13 protein-coding genes and 1 pseudogene are annotated in these 18,098 nt (G+C 72.6%); 2 read left to right on the top strand and 12 right to left on the bottom strand.

Annotated elements, in window-relative coordinates; all coding sequences use genetic code 11:
- Entirely contained in the window at nt 1-720 is a 720-nt protein-coding gene (locus NAMU_RS14790; RefSeq protein WP_015748207.1) for a TetR/AcrR family transcriptional regulator, read from the bottom strand.
- A 65-nt stretch (nt 721-785) separates the two neighbouring features.
- Between NAMU_RS14790 and NAMU_RS14785 the strand changes: the two genes are divergently transcribed.
- Nucleotides 786-2,222, top strand: a complete 1,437-nt coding sequence (locus tag NAMU_RS14785) for an MFS transporter (protein WP_015748206.1) — start codon at nt 786-788, stop codon at nt 2,220-2,222.
- Nucleotides 2,223-2,248: 26 nt separating this feature from the next.
- Here the strand turns inward: NAMU_RS14785 and NAMU_RS14780 are convergent, their stop codons facing one another.
- The 3 genes from NAMU_RS14780 to NAMU_RS14770 form a co-directional block, all read right to left on the bottom strand.
- A complete protein-coding gene (locus tag NAMU_RS14780) occupies nt 2,249-2,923 on the bottom strand; it encodes an MBL fold metallo-hydrolase (RefSeq protein ID WP_015748205.1) in 675 nt (224 codons plus the stop codon).
- Between the two features lie 60 nt (nt 2,924-2,983).
- A complete protein-coding gene (locus NAMU_RS14775) occupies nt 2,984-3,694 on the bottom strand; it encodes a maleylpyruvate isomerase N-terminal domain-containing protein (RefSeq protein WP_015748204.1) in 711 nt (236 codons plus the stop codon).
- A 121-nt stretch (nt 3,695-3,815) separates the two neighbouring features.
- Nucleotides 3,816-4,880 (bottom strand): Gfo/Idh/MocA family protein, encoded by a 1,065-nt coding sequence (locus NAMU_RS14770; RefSeq protein ID WP_015748203.1) that lies wholly within the window; start codon nt 4,878-4,880, stop codon nt 3,816-3,818.
- Nucleotides 4,881-4,988: 108 nt separating this feature from the next.
- On the opposite strand from NAMU_RS14770, the pseudogene uvrA reads away from it, so the two are divergent.
- Nucleotides 4,989-7,865: pseudogene (uvrA, locus tag NAMU_RS14765) on the top strand (excinuclease ABC subunit UvrA); the annotation flags it as partial.
- 542 nt (nt 7,866-8,407) lie between these two features.
- On the opposite strand, the gene NAMU_RS14760 reads toward uvrA, so the two are convergent.
- From NAMU_RS14760 to NAMU_RS14725, 8 genes are all read right to left on the bottom strand, one after another.
- On the bottom strand, nt 8,408-9,628 hold the full coding sequence (locus tag NAMU_RS14760; protein WP_015748201.1) for a helix-turn-helix domain-containing protein: 1,221 nt from the start codon (nt 9,626-9,628) through the stop codon (nt 8,408-8,410).
- 82 nt (nt 9,629-9,710) lie between these two features.
- Nucleotides 9,711-10,679, bottom strand: coding sequence for an alpha/beta fold hydrolase (locus NAMU_RS14755; RefSeq protein WP_015748200.1), 969 nt, complete (start codon nt 10,677-10,679; stop codon nt 9,711-9,713).
- 110 nt (nt 10,680-10,789) lie between these two features.
- Nucleotides 10,790-12,310: a hydrogenase large subunit gene (locus NAMU_RS14750; RefSeq protein WP_015748199.1), complete on the bottom strand. Its 1,521-nt coding sequence runs from the start codon at nt 12,308-12,310 to the stop codon at nt 10,790-10,792.
- A complete protein-coding gene (locus tag NAMU_RS14745) occupies nt 12,307-13,920 on the bottom strand; it encodes a proton-conducting transporter transmembrane domain-containing protein (RefSeq protein ID WP_015748198.1) in 1,614 nt (537 codons plus the stop codon). Before NAMU_RS14745 ends, NAMU_RS14750 begins: the two co-directional genes overlap by 4 nt.
- Nucleotides 13,920-14,582, bottom strand: a complete 663-nt coding sequence (locus NAMU_RS14740; protein WP_015748197.1) for a hypothetical protein — start codon at nt 14,580-14,582, stop codon at nt 13,920-13,922. Before NAMU_RS14740 ends, NAMU_RS14745 begins: the two co-directional genes overlap by 1 nt.
- A gap of 10 nt (nt 14,583-14,592) precedes the next feature.
- Nucleotides 14,593-15,543 carry a respiratory chain complex I subunit 1 family protein gene (locus NAMU_RS14735; RefSeq protein WP_015748196.1) on the bottom strand — a complete coding sequence of 317 codons (951 nt, stop codon included), beginning with the start codon at nt 15,541-15,543 and terminating at the stop codon, nt 14,593-14,595.
- On the bottom strand, nt 15,540-17,564 hold the full coding sequence (locus NAMU_RS14730) for a proton-conducting transporter transmembrane domain-containing protein (protein WP_015748195.1): 2,025 nt from the start codon (nt 17,562-17,564) through the stop codon (nt 15,540-15,542). Before NAMU_RS14730 ends, NAMU_RS14735 begins: the two co-directional genes overlap by 4 nt.
- Complete coding sequence (locus NAMU_RS14725) at nt 17,561-18,049, bottom strand: NADH-quinone oxidoreductase subunit B family protein (RefSeq protein WP_015748194.1); 489 nt, start codon at nt 18,047-18,049, stop codon at nt 17,561-17,563. Before NAMU_RS14725 ends, NAMU_RS14730 begins: the two co-directional genes overlap by 4 nt.
- Nucleotides 18,050-18,098: the final 49 nt, after the last annotated feature.

Here is an 18,098-nt window from a genome sequence, read left to right as displayed (position 1 = left end):
TCAGGCCGGCCGGTGCTCCCGGCGAGCGGCCAGGGCGGTGACGCCGGCCAGAAACAGCTCGATGCCGTCGGCGTAGTACGTCGCCGGGTCGCAGTCGAACATGGCCGCGGCGCTGTCGATGAGCAGGGGATAGCGGTCCACCGGCAGGCCGGCCAGCATCTGCTGCTTGCGCTCCCGCATGGCCTGGCGTTCCACCTCGGGGACGTCGATCTCCGCACCCGGCGCGCCGACCACCAGCATGACCACCGACTGCAGCGCGGCCCGGGACAGTTCCGCGCGCCGCCGGGTGTCGAAACCGGCGTCGGCCAGGATCGTCAACGCCTGCTCGGTCAGTGTCCGGCCGGTGTCGCAGTGCAGGATCCGGGCCTGCACCAGGGGTGTGCTCGCCGGGTGCCGGGCCAGCGCGCCGACCAGGCGCTCGAGCAGCGGACGCAACCGCTGCAATCCGCCGTCGCCGGCCAGCTCGGGCAGCTCGACCGAGTCCACGATGCGTTCGCCCATCGCGGCCAGCAGTTCGTCCTTGTTCTTGACGTGCCAGTACAGGGCCATCGGGGTCACGCCGAAGTCCTGCGCGATCCGCCGGATGGACACGGCGGCCAATCCCTCGCGGTCGGCCAGGTCGAGCGCGTGATCGATGACCGCCTCCCGGGACAGCGCCGGTCCCGACTCGGTCGAAGCGGCCCGGGGACCGGCGGTCCGGGATTTCGTCGGCAACACCATGTTGACAACTCTACACCGTAAAGGGTTACCTATACAGCGTAGATGTACGGCGTAAAGGAGGAGCGATGAATCGATCTCGACTGACGTTGCTGGCGGTCTCGCTGGCCACGTTCATGAGCTATCTGGACAACAACATCGTCAACGTCGCCATCCCGGCGATCGAGCGTGACCTGCACCTGACGACCTCGGGGATGGAGTGGATCGTCAGCTCGTACATCCTGGTCTTCGCCGGGTTGCTGCTGGCCGGGGGCCGGCTGGCCGACGTCTGGGGCCGCAAGCGGGTGTTCCTGATCGGCCTGTCGATCTTCACCGTGGCCTCGCTGGCCGCCGGGCTGGCCGGCTCGGTCGACGTGCTGGTCGGCGCCCGCACCGTCCAGGGACTGGGCGCCGCCCTGCTGACGCCGACCACCCTGGCGATCATCTCCGCCACGTTCGCCGAAGGTCGGCCGCGGGCCGCCGCGGTCGGGTTGTGGAGCGCCGTCGGCGCCCTGGCGCTGGCCGTCGGTCCGCTCCTGGGCGGGGTGCTCTCGGAGTACCTGAGCTGGGGCTGGATCTTCCTGGTCAACGTGCCGGTCGGCGTGGTGACCCTGGTGCTCGGCGCCACCGTCATCGCCGAGTCGCGGGATGCGACCTCGCCGCGACGCTTCGACGTGCCCGGCATGCTGACGTCCTCGGCCGCCCTGTTCGCACTGACCTTCGCGCTGATCGAAGGCCACGACCGCGGCTGGACCTCGCCGATGATCCTGGGCTGCTTCGCGGTGGCCGCCGCCCTCGGGGTGGCGTTCGTGCTGGTGGAGCGCCGCTCCACCGAGCCGATGGTGGCGATGTCGCTGTTCCGCGAGCGGGTGTTCACCGGGGGCATCGTGGCCCTGATGATGTGGGCCTTCGGCCTGTTCGGCATCTACTTCTTCACCTCCCTGTACCTGCAGGGGGTGCTGGGTTTCAGCCCGACCGAGGCCGGCGCCGCGTTCGTGCCGATGGCCCTGCTGATGGCCGCGGGAGCCGTGATCTCCGAACGGGTCTCGCACCGGATCGGCGCGGGTCGGGTGGTCCCGGTGGCCATGCTGATGATGGCCGCGGGCATCGCCTCGGTCAGCCTGCTCGGTGCGGACGCCGGATTCTGGTCGTTGATGCCGGCCTTCGCGGTGATCGGGATCGGCGGCGGGCTGACCGTCCCGCTGACCGCCAGCGTGCTCGACGCGATGCCCCGCGGCGAGGCGGGCGTGGCCTCCGGGATCTTCAACGCCAGCCGCGAGGTCGCCGGGCTGCTCGGCATCACGGTGATCGGGGCCGTGCTGACCGCGCGGCAGGCCACCCTGCTGGCGGCCGGGCAGGCGCCGGTCGACGCGTTCCTGGGCGGCTACCGGACCGGTCTGTTCCTGGCCGCCGCGCTGGTCGCGGCCGGTGCCGTGGCCGCGTTCGTCGGGTTGCGGGCGACCGCCCGCCGGGCCGGCGCCCGGCCGGTGGAGTTGCCGACCGAACCGGCCGTCCTCGCCGGGTGAGGCGGGCCGGTTCGGTCAGCCGGGCGCTACCAGCCGCGGGCCCGCCACTGCGGCAGGCTGGCCCGCTCGCGGCCCAGCGTGGTGTCGTCGCCGTGACCGGGGTAGACCCAGGTGTCGTCGGGCAACTGGCCGAACACCCGGCTCTCCAGATCGTCCATCAACGAGGTGAAGTCCTGCGGGCTGTTCGTCTTTCCGGGCCCGCCCGGAAAGAGCGAGTCACCCGTGAACAGGTGGCCGTGACCCTTCGGATCCCGGTACAGCACGGCCACCGAGCCGGGGGTGTGCCCCCGCAGCGCGATGATCTCCAGCGTGCAGTCGCCCAGGGCCACGGTGTCCCCGTGGTCCAACGGCTGATCGACGGTGACGGGCAGGGCCGGCGCGTCCGGCACGCCGGCCGCGGTGCGGGCACCGGTCGCCGTGACCACCACGGGCAGGGCCACGTGGTGATCCCAATGCTGATGGGTAGTGATCACCGTGCGCAACGGGGTGGGGGCACTGGTCGCCGTCAGCAGGGTCAGGATCCGGTCGGCATCGTTGGCGGCGTCGATCAGCACGCCCTCACCGGTGTGCTTGCACACCAGCAGATAGGCGTTGTTGTCGATCGGACCGACGGACAGCTTGGTGACGGTGATGTCCGGCAGGTCGCGGGTCGACGGATCGCCCTTGGCGTCGACATGTCCGGTGTAGTCGGGTGCAGTCATGCCGCCACCGTAGGCAACCCGGCCACGCCTCGCGAAGGGAACACCCGGCTCGATCGGTGGTCACCAGGGCGGTAGGACCGGCAGCGGCTCGTCACCCCGCACCTCCGCCTGGCCCCGGCCGGCCAACCAGCGCACCAGATCCAGCGCCGGCCCGGCGATGACCGGTCCGCCCCCACCGATCTCGATCCGCGCGGCGTCGTCCGGGGCCAGGGTCAGCGGCGGCACGTCCCGGGTGCGGACGTAGGAGCCCTGTAACGCGACCAGCAGGCCGGCCGCCTGCGGCGCGGTGAGCAGATCCAGTCCCGGATCGATGCCCAGGTCGTCGTGATGGAACTCGACCTCGGCCAGCCGGTGGGCCAGCACGAACTCGGCGGCGGCCGGTCCGCCCCGGCCCAGATCGACCGTGGCCGCCCAGGCGGTGTGCGGGAACGCGTCGATCGTCTCGGCCAGATGCTGGTCCGCGGTGACGAGGTCGACGGCGATGGTGTCGGTGCTGCGGGTCGCGCCCCGCTCGATGTCCTGCTCACGGGCCTGCGGGGAGTCGTACGGGGTCATCAACTGGCCGATCCGGGCGGCGACCAGCACCCGCCGCAGGCCGTCCGCGTTGCGGGCCAGGTGGGTCACGACGTGCCCGATCGTCCACCCGGGCAGGCGGGAGGGAGCCGCGAAGGCCTCCAGGCCCTGCTGCTGCCGGTACCGCGCCACCGCCGCCTCGAGCCGGCCGGTCGCGTCCCGGAGTGCGCCGATAGCCGCTTGCACGTCAGAAGTCATGTCGCTGATTCTCGCCCCTGCCCGCTTGCTCCCGATCGACCCGGGGTACCGGCTGCGCCGCAGGCCACCCCCGGCTCCCGCGGTCGCCGATCCGGGGGTCGGCCACGGCCACGGTCCGCCCTCAGCCGGTCTCGGGGATCGGCACGACCGCGCCCCGGGCTGCCGACTCCCGCGCGGCGTCGAGGATGCGGGCGGTGCGCACGGCGTCGCGGGCGTCCACCGGCGGGGGAGCCTGGCCCCGCACCGATCGGGCCACGGCCGGGTAGTAGCTGTCCCAGGCGCCACGTTCGCTGGGCACCACCCGATGGCCGTCCGCGGTGTAGAGCCGGCCCCACGCCGATTCCGGCTCCACGCCCCACTCCTGACCCAGGCCGGCCGGGGTGTGCCCGGCCTTGAGCTGCTCCTCCTGGATGTCGAACCCGTCGATGACGAACCCGCCCCGGTCGCCGTTGACCTGCAGCCGCGGGCCCGGGGCGGCACTGGCCAGACCGGCCGCCAGGGTCGAGTGCACGCCGCCGACGTGCTCCAGATGCAGTTCGACTTCGTCCTCGGCACCCGCGCCGGGACGGATGGTCTGCAATTCGGCGTGCACCGAGCGGACCGGGCCGAACAGGTGGGTGGCCTGATCGACCAGGTGCGGACCGAGGTCCAGCAGGACCCCGCCGCCCTGCTCGGCGCCGGCCCCGTGCCAGCTGGACTTGACCGGCCGGAACCGATCGATGCGAGAGACGAAGCGGTGCACCCGGCCGAGTTCGCCGTCCTCCAGCAACCGGAGCAGGGTGAGCAGGTCGCTGTCCCAGCGGCGGTTCTGGTAGGGCACCAGGACCCGGCCGGCCCGCTCGGCGTGCGCCACCAACTCGGCCGCGGCCGCGCCGTTCAACGCGAACGGTTTGTCCACCACGACGTGCAACCCCAGGTCCAGGGCCTGGTGGGCCAGTGGCGCGTGGGTGGCGCTGGGCGTGGTGATGGTGACGCCCACGACCCCAAGAGCCGGCAGCTCCTCGAGGGCGGGCACGGTGGTCGCGGCCGGGTCGTCGGCGCGCACCTGCGCCTGCCGATCCGGTGACCCGGTCACCACCGCGACCAGGTCCAACCCGGCCGCCGATCGGATCAACGGGGCATGAAAGGTGCGGCCACCGGCGCCGTAGCCGGCCAGGGCCCAGCGGACGGGTTCGTCGGAGTTCATGGGCCACACCCTGCCAGCCGGGTCCGACGCCAGCCCGCCGAAGTGCGCCGACCTGCGCAAACAGTGAGGCAATCAGGACTGTCGGACACCACGCCTAGCATGAACTGCGTGATTGACCACCTCATCGTGCGCGGCGCCCGCGAGCACAACTTGCGGAACGTCGATATCTCCCTACCCCGGGACTCCCTCGTCGTCTTCACCGGCCTCTCGGGGTCGGGCAAGTCGTCGCTCGCCTTCGACACGATCTTCGCGGAGGGTCAACGCCGCTACGTCGAATCGCTGTCCTCCTACGCCCGCCAGTTCCTGGGCCAGATGGACAAGCCGGACGTGGACTTCATCGAGGGCCTGTCCCCGGCGGTGTCCATCGACCAGAAGTCGACCTCCCGCAACCCGCGGTCCACCGTCGGCACGATCACCGAGATCTACGACTACCTGCGGCTGTTGTACGCGCGGATCGGTCACCCGCACTGCCCGATCTGCGGTGAGCCGATCTCCAAGCAGACCCCGCAGCAGATCGTCGACCGGGTGCTGGAGATGGCCGAGGGCACCCGGTTCCAGGTGCTTGCCCCGGTGGTCCGCGAGCGCAAGGGCGAGTACGCGGACCTGTTCGCCGAACTGCAGGCCAAGGGCTATGCCCGGGCCCGGATCGACGGCGTGGTGCATGCGCTGGCCGAGCCGCCCAAGCTCAAGAAGCAGGAGAAGCACTCCATCGAGGTGGTCATCGACCGGTTGGTCAACCGCCCCACGGCCAAGCAGCGGATCACCGACTCGGTGGAGACCGGGCTGGGCCTGGCCGACGGTGTGGTCATCCTGGAGTTCGTCGACCTGGACGAGGGCGACGAGCACCGCGAGCGCCGTTACTCCGAGCGGCTGGCCTGCCCGAACGACCATCCCCTGGCCATCGACGAGTTGGAACCGCGGTCGTTCTCGTTCAACTCGCCGTTCGGGGCCTGCCCCGAGTGCACCGGACTGGGCACCCGCAAGGAGGTCGACCCCGAGCTGGTCGTGCCCGACGGCGCGGCCAGCCTGGCCGAGGGGGCGATCGCGCCCTGGGCCGGCGGGACCACGAGCGAGTACTTCGGTCGGCTGCTGCAGGGACTGGCCACCGGGCTGGGCTTTTCCATGGACACCCCGTGGGACCGGCTGCCGGCGGTCGCCCGCAAGGCGATCCTGCACGGCTCGGACCAGCAGGTGCACGTCACCTACCGCAACCGGTACAACCGGCAGCGCTCGTATTACGCCGAGTTCGAGGGCGTCATCCCGTTCCTGGAGCGGCGGGCCGCGCAGACCGATTCGGACTTCGCCCGGGAGAAGTACGAGGGCTACATGCGGGAGGTGCCGTGCCCGGTCTGCCACGGCACCCGGCTCAAGCCCGAGATCCTGGCCGTCACCCTGCAACACGGCGACCGGGGCCGGCTCAACATCGCCGAGCTGGCCGCCCTGTCGATCAAGGACGCGGCCGCGTTCTTCCCCGGGCTGGTGCTGTCCGAGCGGGACACGATGATCGCCGAGCGGGTGCTCAAGGAGGTCAACGCCCGGCTCGGCTTCCTGCTCGACGTCGGTCTGGACTACCTGTCCCTGGATCGGCCCGCCGCCACCCTCTCCGGTGGGGAGGCGCAGCGGATCCGGCTGGCCACCCAGATCGGGTCCGGCCTGGTCGGCGTGCTGTACGTGCTGGACGAGCCGTCCATCGGCCTGCACCAGCGGGACAACCACCGGTTGATCCAGACGCTGACCCGGCTGCGCGATCTGGGCAACACCCTGATCGTGGTCGAGCACGACGAGGACACCATCCGCACCGCCGACTGGGTCGTCGACATCGGGCCGGGCGCGGGTGAGCACGGCGGCAAGGTCGTGGTCTCCGGCACGGTGGAGGAGATGGAGAAGTCCACCGAGTCGATCACCGGGGCGTTCATCTCCGGGCGCCGGGAGATCGAGGTGCCGCTGGTGCGGCGGGCGGTCGACCGCAAACGCAAGCTGACCGTGGTCGGGGCGCGGGAGAACAACCTGCGCGAGGTCACCGTCGACTTCCCGCTGGGCACGCTGATCGCGGTCACCGGGGTGTCCGGCTCGGGCAAATCGACGCTGGTCAACGACATCCTGCACGCGGTGCTGGCCAACCGGATCAACGGCGCCCGGATGGTGCCCGGCCGGCACACCCGGGTCACCGGGGTCGACCAGGTGGACAAGGTGGTCGGCGTCGACCAGTCGCCGATCGGCCGCACCCCGCGGTCCAACCCGGCCACCTACACCGGCATGTTCGACCACATCCGCAAGTTGTTCGCCTCGACCACCGAGGCCAAGGTCCGCGGGTACCAGCCGGGACGGTTCTCGTTCAACGTCAAGGGTGGTCGCTGCGAGGCGTGCGCCGGCGACGGCACCCTCAAGATCGAGATGAACTTCCTGCCCGACATCTACGTGCCGTGCGAGGTGTGCAAGGGCGCCCGGTTCAACCGGGAGACCCTCGAGGTGCACTACAAGGGCAAGAACATCGCCGAGGTGCTGGACACCACCATCGAGGAGGCCGAGGAGTTCTTCCAGGCCATCGGCCCGATCCACCGGCACCTCAAGACGCTGGTCGACGTGGGGCTGGGCTACGTCCGGCTCGGTCAACCGGCGCCGACGCTGTCCGGCGGCGAGGCGCAGCGGGTCAAGCTGGCCGCCGAGCTGCAGAAGCGGTCCACCGGGCGGACCGTCTACGTGTTGGACGAGCCGACCACCGGCCTGCACTTCGCCGACGTCGAGAAGTTGCTGGGGGTGATCAACGGGCTGGTCGACAAGGGCAACACGGTGATCGTCATCGAGCACAACCTCGACGTGATCAAGTCGGCCGACCATCTGATCGACATGGGACCCGAGGGCGGGTCCGGCGGCGGGCTGGTCATCGCCGAGGGCACTCCGGAGCAGGTGGCGGCGAACCCCGAGTCGTTCACCGGGCAGTTCCTGGCGCCGATCCTGGAAGGCCGGGCCGCGGTGACCCGGCGCCGCCGGTTGCATGCGGTCGACGGCACCGGCAGCAGCACGAACGGCGGTACGAACGGACGGGCCACCGGGAAGGCCGGGGCCAAGGCGCTCACCGCGACCCCGTCGGCGGTCAAGACCGCACCGGCCGCGAAGACCGCATCCGCGGTCAAGGGCGCGGCCGCGGTCAAGGGCGCGGGAGCGACGGCCGGGACGAACGGTCGGACGCCGCGAGCGGCGACGGCCGACCCGGACACGGCGGCCGCCGCGGCGAAGGCCCGGCGCAAGGCGGCCCGGCTGGTCTGACGCGAACGACTGGTCCACGGCACGACCGGACCGGCGCGGGCGCCGGCGGTGCGGGTCGGTGATCGGGCTGATCCGGGCCGGTCTCGACGAGCCGGACCCGGAGGCCGGTCCGGCCCGAGCCGCTCGTCCGGCGTCCGCCGGCGGGACCGCCCAGGACCTGCTGCACTGGTCAGCGCGCGGCCGGGATCGCCCCGGCGTGGCGGTCGCGGGTGATCGTCGCGGTGGTCATCGCCCACCCGCCACGCGGGTGTTCCGGCCGATCAGCCGACCATCTGGACGGCCACATTAGGGGCGATCCGGTAGGGGCCCGTGATCAGCACGCCGCCCAGCCGGCGCCGGAGCCGCGACACCTCGGCGCGCACGGCCACCTCGTGCTGGACGTCGCCGTAGACCGCCGCCGACAACTGGGCGGCCGTCAGACCGCCGGCCCCCGATTCGATGAGCAGCGTGAGTAACTGGGCGTGCCGCGGGGTCAGCGGGTACCGCCAGGGTTGGCTGGCATCGATGCCCTGCAGCACGGCCTCGACCGGGGTCCGTGACCGGTCGAGCCGAAGGCGGACCATCGGTTCGGCGCCCTGCGGATCGGCGCGCAGCAACCAGCCCCCGGAGACCGGTTCGGGTGTGCACCGACCGAGGCCGGCGACCACGGACGGCAGCCCGGACTCGGGAACCGCCACCCGCCCGGTGGCGGCGATCCCGTTCACCGCCGCGATCCACCCGTCCGGATCGACCAGCATCGCCGGGCCGCGCACCCGGGCCAGCGTCGAACCGGCGATCGTCCGCAGCGCATTGAGCCGCGCCTCCCGGTGCCGCCAGAGCTCGGCCTGAGCGAACCGAACCGCGGTCCGAACCAGGGCGACCGTCTCCGGATGGGTGTCGGCGGCGTCGCCGGAGAGGTTGACCACGCCGAGCAGCGCCCCGGACCGCGGATCGTGCAGCGGGCTGGCCGTGCAGGTCCAGGAATGCAGCGTTCGGGCGTAGTGCTCGGCCGAGAACAGCTGCACCGCCGACTGCTCGACCAAGGCCGTGCCGATGGCGTTGGTGCCGACGGTCCGCTCGGTCCACAGCGCCCCGTCGGCGAACCCGACCGCGTCGGCGCGGCGCCGGATCACCGGGCTGCCGGCCCGCCAGAGCACCATGCCGTCGGCGTCGGTGACCACCATCAGGTAACCGGCCTCCTCGGCCACCGAGACCAGGCTGTCCCGCAGCACGTCGATCACCAGGGCCAGCGGCGAGTCCTGCCGGCGCTGTTCGACCACCGACCCGTCGGCGTGCTCGACCCGGCCGATCCGGTCGGCGTCCCGGCCGGCCGCGCGCATCCGCCGCCACGACCGCTGCACGACGCCCCGGGCCGCGCCGGGTGGGGCGGAGCCGTCGAGCATGGCCTCGTGCACGCCATGCAGCAGCCGGGCGTGGCGGCGCAGATCGGTGTCCCGGCGGACGGCGCAGACCGCCGGGTCGCCGCGGTTCGCCGAGGTCATCGGGTGGGCCGTCCTTTGCTCCACGGTGAGGGGACGGCATCCATCCTGCCTCGTTGCCGGCGAGGGCAGAAGTCCGGCCGGGTCAGCCGGTCCGCTTGAGCCAGTCCAGGATGCGCTGGTTGATCTCGGCCGGCCGCTCCACCAGCATGAAGTGGCCGACACCGTCGATCAGCTCCGAATCCGAACCCGGCCCGGCGTACTGCAGCACCCGCTCGACCTGCTCCTGGGTCACCCCGTGGCAGCCGTCGTTGGTGCCGTGCAGGTACAGCACCGGCTGCGGGGCGCCGCCGCCCCAGGCCGCTTCCTGCTCGGCCGCCCAGGCGGGGGAGCCGAAGCGGGGCGGGTCGAACTGGCCCCAGTAGTAGCCCAGAGCCGCGCGCAGGTGATCGGGGTCGCCCAGGGCCCGGCGGATGTGCACCATGTCCTCGTCGGCCTGATAGCCGGGGGACCAGTCACCCCAGATGTCCTGGATGAACCGGAAGTCGTCCTGCCGGATGCGGTCCTCGATGACCGACTGCATCTGGAAGTACCAGAAGTAGAAGCTCTTCTTGATCTGCGCGTAGGTGCCCAGGTTCTCGGCGAAGATGTCGAACGGCGGGATGTTGATGATGACCGCGCGGCCCCACAGCTCCGGCGCCCGGCCCAGCGCGCCCCAGGCCGCGACGGCGTTCCAGTCGTGGGCGACCAGCAGGGCATCCGGTCCGCCGCCGAGGGCCTGGGCCAGGGCGATCTGATCGGCCACCATCACCGAGGTGTGCACCCAGGTCCGCAGCGGCGGCAACTCGGTCGGGGCGAAGCCACGGATGAATGGCGCGACGGCATGAAAGCCCGCGTCGGCCAGGTCGGTGAGCAGATGCCGGTAGGTGAACGGGCTGTCCGGGAAGCCGTGCAGGCACAGGGCCAGGGGGCCGCTGCCGGCTTCCAGGTACTCGAACTCCAGGCCGTTGGCCCGCACCCGGCCGCGGCCGAGCCCGTACTGCTGGGCGGCCGCCGCCATCTCGCTGGCCGAACCCGACGACTCGGCCGATGACGGTGCGTTCGCGCCTGTCATGGCAACCACCTCTCCCACTCGCGCCCCCCGGGGCGCGTTTTCCGGTTCCGACCCGGTCAGCCTGCCCGCCGGTGGACGGGCGGAGCAGGGTTGCAGCAACGATGCAATCGCTACAGGTCGTTGCCGGCGTAGGACAGGTTGAAACTCTTGTTGGCCAGCGGGAAGTCGGGGACGATCGTGTCCGCCATGGCCAGCGGCAGGGCCGGCCAGTTGAAGAACGACGGGTCGACGATCCGGACCCGGGTCAGCCGGCCGTCGGCGTCCAGTTCGACGCGGTGCACGATCGTCCCGCGCCACCCCTCGACGATGCCCACCCCGGCGCGCACGCCGGCGGCGCTGCTGGTCGAGCCGCCCACCTCACGTGGGGCGGTGGTGTCCACCTGGCCGGCCAGCGCGGCGATCATCCGGACCGACGACTGGATCTCCTGGGCCCGGACCAGGAAGCGGGACGCCACGTCTCCGTCGGTCGGGTGGGTGCTCAGGCGCTCGGCCGGGTCGTAGACCAGGCCGGGCACCGGATGGTCGAAGCGGGCATCGACCGCCACCCCGCTGGCCCGGGCCACATACCCGAGGGTGCCCAGGTCGACGGCCTGCCGATGGCTGAGCATGGCCGTCCCGGTGAACCGGTCGCGCACCACGCTGTGCCCCAGGGCCAGGTCGACGACCTCGGCGCAGTCGGCCGCGACCGCCGCGAGCTCGCCGGCGTCGGGCAGGACGCGGACCCGGACGCCGCCGACCACGATCGCCCCGCGCATCAGCCGGTGCCCGGTGACGGCATCGTTGATCCGCAGCAGCCGCTCGCGGATCCGCAGCGCGTGGTTGTTCAGGATGCCGTGGCCGACATCGTTGGCCAGGGCGCCGATGTCGCCGATGTGGTTGTAGAGCCGTTCCAGTTCCAGCAGGATCGCCCGGATCCGTTGGGCGGCCGGATCCAGGGTCACGCCGGACGCGTCCTCGACCGCGCGGACGTAGGCCAGCGCGTGCCCGACCGTGGTGTCGCCGCTGACCCGCTCGGCCAGTTCGACGCCGGCCGCGACCGCACGGCCGGCGAACAGCTTCTCGAGGCCGCGGTGCACGAACCACAGCCGCGCCTTGAGGTTCAGCACCGTCTCGCCGACCACGGAGAACCGGAAGTGACCGGGCCCGATCATCCCGGCGTGGACCGGCCCGACCGGGATCTCGTAGACCCCGGGCCCCTCGACGGTGCGGAACGGGTACGGCCCGTCGACGTCGCCGAACGGCGGCGGCGGCCCGGCGTCGCGGCGCATGGGATGCCAGCCGCGGGGCCAATGGAAGTGCCGGACCAGCCGGCTGGGCATCGGGTGACCGTCCGGGACGATGCCGAACAGATCACGGATCTCCCGTTCGAAGCGGCCGGCCGGGAACGAGAGCCCGGCCAGGCTGGGCAGGTGCGGGTCGGCCGGGTCGCAGCGCAGGGTCAGCTCGACGCGCTGATCGGTGCCGGCCCGGGTGAACACGTAGACCACCCGCAGCGTGCCGCCCCGTTCGGCCGGGTCGTCGTGCCCGGCCATCAGCGCGATCCGGTAGCCCTGGCCGAGCAGGGACTGTGCGGTCGGGATCAGCTCGCCGGCGCTCAGTTCGACCGGTCCGGGGTGGTGGGTGCTGGTCATGGCGTGCTCCCGGCGACGATCGCGGCGGCCTGCGCGAGCAGGGTGTCCAGGGGTCCCAGGGTGATGCCCACGACGGCGGCCGCGGCCAGGGCGCCGATCAGCACCCAGCGGTCGGCCCCCAGCCGCCGGTTCGCCCGCACGGGCACCGCCGTGACCAGGGCACTCTCGGCCCCGGGGCTGGCCACCGGGGTGGCCGCCGACGGGACGGACGGCGCGCCGTCGGCGGTGGTGGCCGGAGCCCCGTTGGCGGTGGCGGCCGGCGCGCCCAGCAGCATCCGGCTGGTGTGCCCGATCAGCGCAGCCGCGCAGACCAGCACCAGCAGCAGCGCGGCCGCGGTGACCCAGCCCAGCCCGGCGGCGAACCCGGCGCGGGCGATGCCCAGCTCGCTGGCGAACAGGCTGAACGGCGGGAACGCGACGATGGCCAGGATGCCGAGCCCGAAACACCAGCCCAGCACCGGTTCCCGGGCGACCAGGCCGCGGACGTGGTCGATCCGGCTGGTGCCGGTCAGCTGCAGGATCCGGCCGGCGGCGACGAACAGGCCGCTCTTGACCAGCCCGTGCCCGAGGATGTGCAGCAGCACCGCGGCGATGGCCAGCGGGCTGCCGATGGCCGCGCCCAGGGCCAGCAGGGCCATGTTCTCGATGCTCGAGTAGGCCAGCATCCGCTTGTAATCGCGCTGCGCGATCAGCAGCGACGCTGCCAGCGCGATCGAGGCCAGGGCGAGCACGATCAGCAGCGCGCGGGTGAAGTCGGGTCCCAGGGCCAGGTCGGCGACCACCTTGACCCGCAGCACGGCGTAGAACGCGACGCTGATCAGCACCCCCGACATCAATGCCGACACCGGAGCCGGCGCCTGCGAGTGCGCGTCCGGCAGCCAGGCGTGCATCGGCGCCAGGCCGGCCTTGGTGCCGAACCCGAGCACCAGCAGCACCACCGCGATCCGGGTGACGCCGGGATCCAGGTCGGGTCCGGCCGCGGTCAGGCTGAGCCAGTCCAGGCTCGCCCCGGCCCGTTCGGCGGCCGCGTTGAGCAGGAAGGTGCCCAGCAGGGCCAGGGCGATGCCGGTAGAACAGATGATCACGTACTTCCAGGCCGCCTCGGCCGCGCGCCGGCCCCGGCCCTGTCCGACCAGGAAGGCCGTCACCACCGTGGTCAGCTCGACGGCCACCCACAGCAGGCCGAGCCCGGCGGCCAGCACCGCCAGCGCCATGGCCGCCAGGAACAGCTGGACCAGGGCCAGATGCCGGGTGCGGGTGGTCGCGTCGATGCGTCCGGCGGCCAGCTCCACCCGCAGGTGTCCGGGGGTGGCCAGGGCCGCGATCAGCGCGACCGCGCCGATCACGACGAGCATGAACGCGCTCAGCGCGTCCGCCGCGAGCAGCCCGCCGAGCGCGGTGACGGGACCCGCCTGTGTCGTCGCCGTCGCCGTCGTGGCTGCCGTCACCGTCACGGCCAGGGCGAGTGCGGCCGCCAGCATCCCGGCCGCCCCGGCCGTGGCCACCCAGGCGGCGCCGGGCCGCCCGCGCACCAGCAGGCCGGCCCCCGCGGCCAGCAACGGGACGACGATCGGGGCCAGCACCAGGGCAGCGTTGAGCAACTCGGTCATCAGTCGTGCAACTCCCGCAGCTCGTCGATGTCGGTGCGACCGAAGGCCTGCCGGATGCGGGTCTTGAGCACCTGCAGCACCAGCACCACCAGCAGCACGTCCAGCGAGATGCCCAGCTCGACCACCAGTCCGAGCTCGGCCGTGGTCAGCACCCCGACGGCGGTGATGCCGTTGTCCAGCAACAGGAATCCGACGAGCTGGGACAGCGCCAGCCGGCGGGTGACCAGGACGAAAAAGCCGATCAGGGCCACCGCCAGGGCGGCCGGGATGGCGTGCGTGGCCGGTGACGGGTCCAGCGCGACCAGCGGCTGGGCCACCGCGTAGGCCAGCATGGTGAGGGCGGCGGCCACCAGCAGCGAGGCAATCTCGTTGACCAGCGGTCGGGTCTCCCGCTGGCCCGGCCCGGCGTGGGCCAGGGTGCGGCGCAGCAGCGCGGGCAGCACCCCGACGCGCAGCACCAGCACGAGCACCGCCACCACCCCGAGCTGGGCCGATGCCTGCTGGACGGCCAGCAACGCCACCGTCGCCGCCAGCGCCAGGCCCTGGACCAGGAAGACGGAGATGATGGCGGCCAGCTCCCGGCGCCACAGGATGATCACCGCGCACAGCAGCATCGCGCCGACGGTGACGTTCAGCAGCTGGGTGAACAGGCTCTCGTTCATCGTTGACCCCTCACGCCAGGAAGAACGAGGCGCCGACGGCCAGCAGCCCCATGACGAAGGAACCGGCCAGCAACTCGGGCACCCGGAACAGCCGCAGCTTGGCCAGGAACACCTCGCCGGCGGCGAGCAGCGTGCCCAACACGGCCACCTTGGCGACGAACGCGACCACGCCCACCCCGAGGTCCAGCGGGCCGCTGCCGGTGGCGATGCCCCAGGGCAGGAACAGGTTGGCCAGCAGGCCCAGGAAGACGGTCAGCCGCATCGCCGCGGCCAGCTCGACCAGCGCCAGGTCCGGGCCCGAGTACTCCAGGATCATCGCCTCGTGCACCATCGTCAGTTCCAGGTGCGTGGACGGGTTGTCGACCGGCAGCCGGCCCGTCTCGGCGATGATGACGACGACCAGCGCGGCCGCCGCCAGCAGGCTCACCGGGGACAGCACTCCGGCCGGATCGGCCAGCGTCGATGCGACGATCGCGCCCAGGTTGGTCGACCCGACCGGCACCGACAGCGCGAAGATCGCCACCAGCAGCGTCGGCTCGACCAGCGCGATGATGGTCGACTCCCGGCTGGCCCCCAGACCGCCGAACGCGGTCCCGGTGTCGATGCCGGCCAGGGCCAGCGCCACCGTGCCCAGGGTGAGCAGGGCGACCACGGCGAACAGGTCCGACACCGGGCTCAGGGCCGGTGTGGCGGTGACGAACGGGGCGACCACGGCCACCACCAGGCAGGTGGCGACCAGCACCAGCGGGGCTGTCCGGAACACCACCGACGTGCCCTGCGGGGCCACCGGGCGCTTGCGCATCAGCTTGCGCAGGTCCCGCCAGGGCTGGCCGACCCCGGCCCCGGCCCGGCCCTCCAGCCGGGCCCGGACCTGGCGCATCAGCCCGATCAGCAGCGGGGACAGGGCCAGCACGATCAGCACCTGCAGCAGCGAGCCCAGCCCGGCCATCAGTCCCGTCATCGGGTCACCACCAGCAGGATCAGCAGGCCGCACAGTGTGGCGAAGCCGTAGCCGAGGCTGCGGTGCACGCTGCCGGTGGACAGCCGGCGCCCGGCCCGGCCCCAGGCGGCGACCGCCTGCAGCACCGGCTGGTAGAGCCGCCGCTCGATCCGGTCCGGCACCCGCCGTCGGTACTCGATCTGCTGCACCAGGTATCGGGCCTCATCGTGGTGGGTGACATCGATGTCGTGCTCGGCCCGGACCACGTCGTCGAAGACCCGCTGCAACGGTTCGGCGAACGAGGTGGCCGTGTACTCCATCCGGGCGGACAGCGGGCCGCCGCCGCAATCCCACAGCCGGGCCGCCCGGGCCTGCCGCCGGGTGGCCAGGGCGCGCACACCGGCCAGGGCCACCACCATGCCCAGCAGCAGGGCCAGGGTGAGCATCAGCGGGGACAGCGAACCGGCCACCCCGACCAGCTCGATGGTCAACCCCTGCACCTGCACCGGATCGGGGGCGCCGACGGTTGCCCCGGCAACCGCGCCGAGGGTGGGCAGCACCAGGGTGGGGGCCAGAGCCAGGGCCACGCAGGCGGTCGCGGCCAGCCCCATCCCGGCCAGCATGGTGGCCGGTCGTTCGGTGGCCCGCTCGGCCTCGACGGTGCGCGGCTTGGCCAGAAAGCCGATGCCGAACGCCTTGACGAAGGTGGCCACGGCCAGGCCGGCGGTCAGCGCGACCGCAGCCACGGCCAGCGGCAGCACGATCGCGCCCGCCACCCCGGCCGCCGGCAACCCGTGGATCAGGGCCTGCAACAACAGCCACTCGCTGACGAACGCGGCTCCCGGCGGCAGCGCCGAGGCGGCCAGCGCGCCGATCCCGAAGGCCGTCGTGGTGGCCGGCATCCGGGTGTTCAGGCCACCCAGGTCGTCCAGGTCGCGCCGGCCGGTGGCGGCCACCACGGCCCCGGCCGCCTGGAACAGCACCGTCTTGAACGCGGCGTGGTTGACCAGGTGCAGCAGGGCGGCGGCCAGGGCCAGGCCGGCCAGCGGCGGGTTGCCGGTGGTGCCGAAGAAACCGGCCGCGCCGACCCCGATCAGCACCAGCCCCATGTTCTCGGTCGTCGAATTGCCCAGCAGACGCTTGAGATTCGTGCCGACGGCGGCCTGCAGGATGCCGTAGATGGCCGACCCCGCGCCCAGGCCCAGCACCAGCAGCCACCACCAGCCGGTGTCCGCGCCGGCCAGCAGGTCGAAGCCGACCCGGACGATGCCGTAGATGCCCAGGTTGACCATGGCCGCCGACATCAGCGCCGAGACATTGCTGGGCGCCTCGGGATGGGCCCGCGGCAGCCAGGCGTGCAACGGCACGATGCCGGCCTTGGAGCCGAACCCGATGCCGGTGGCCACGAAGACCAGGCCGGCGACGGCGGGGGACAGGCCGGGCGCGGCCGCCCGCAGCGCCGCGAACGAGCCGTCGGCGGCGTGCGCGGCGAACACCAGCAGGCCGATGAGGATGGCCACCAGGCCCAGGTGGGTCATCACCGCATACCAGCGGCCGGCGCTGGCCACCTCCGGCCGGCGGCGGTGCTCGGCGACCACCAGCAGCAGCGAGGTCAGCGCCATCAGCTCCCAGACCAGCAGCAGCGTGCCCACGCTGGCGGCCAGCGGCACCAGCATCATGGCCAGCACGAACAGCGGCAGCACGGCCTGCACGCCCCGGGCGTCCAACCCGTGCTCGCGGCAGTAGCCGATGCCGTAGAGGCCGACCGCGGCGCTCACCCCACCGGTGACGGCCAGGAACACCCCGCCCAGCGGGTCGACCGTGAACAGCAGCCCGAACAGCGGCAGCAGGTGCGGCGCGGCCCAGGTGACGGTCTGCCCCTGCATCGCGGCGATGCCGGCGACCAGCGCCGCGAGGCCGCCGACGGCCAGACCGATCCCGACCAGGGTGGGCCGGTACGGGCGTGGAGCGATCAGCCCGGCCAGCGCGGCCAGGGCGCCGGCCAGCAGCGCGGTGATCAGGCCGGCGGTCAGCCCGGTCATCGTCCGGTCAGCTTCCGCAACCCGGCGACGATGTCCTCCGGGCGCGGCGGGCAGCCGGGGATCTCCAGGTCGACGGGCACGATGTCGCCGACCGCCCCGGCCACCCCCGGCGCGCCCCGGAACACCCCGCAGGTGCGAGCACAGTCGCCGACGGCGACGACCAGCTTGGGATCGGGCACGGCCTGGTAGGTGCGGCGCAGCGGCTGCGCCATGTTGCGGGTGACCACGCCGGTGACCAGCAGCGCGTCCGCGTGCCGCGGTGAGGCCACCAACCGGGCGCCGTACCGCTCGGCGTCATAGACCGGGCCGAAGGCGGCGCCGATCTCCACCTCGCAGCCGTTGCATGAGCCGGCGTCGACGTGCCGGAGCTGGACCGAACCGCCCAGTTCCCGGGCCCGCGGCGGCTGTTGCTCGACCGGCGGGGCCGGCGGGGCGGGCTCGGCGACCCGGCCGGTGACCCGGATCTTGCGCCACAAGGCGAGCATGACGAACTCCTGGACGGTCGGGGAGCGCCGACGGGCGGCGCGACAAACG

Source organism: Nakamurella multipartita DSM 44233, from assembly GCF_000024365.1.
GTDB lineage: Bacteria > Actinomycetota > Actinomycetes > Mycobacteriales > Nakamurellaceae > Nakamurella > Nakamurella multipartita.
The sequence above is the reverse complement of the archived record's forward strand: the minus strand, read 5'-3'. Positions and strand labels throughout refer to the sequence as shown.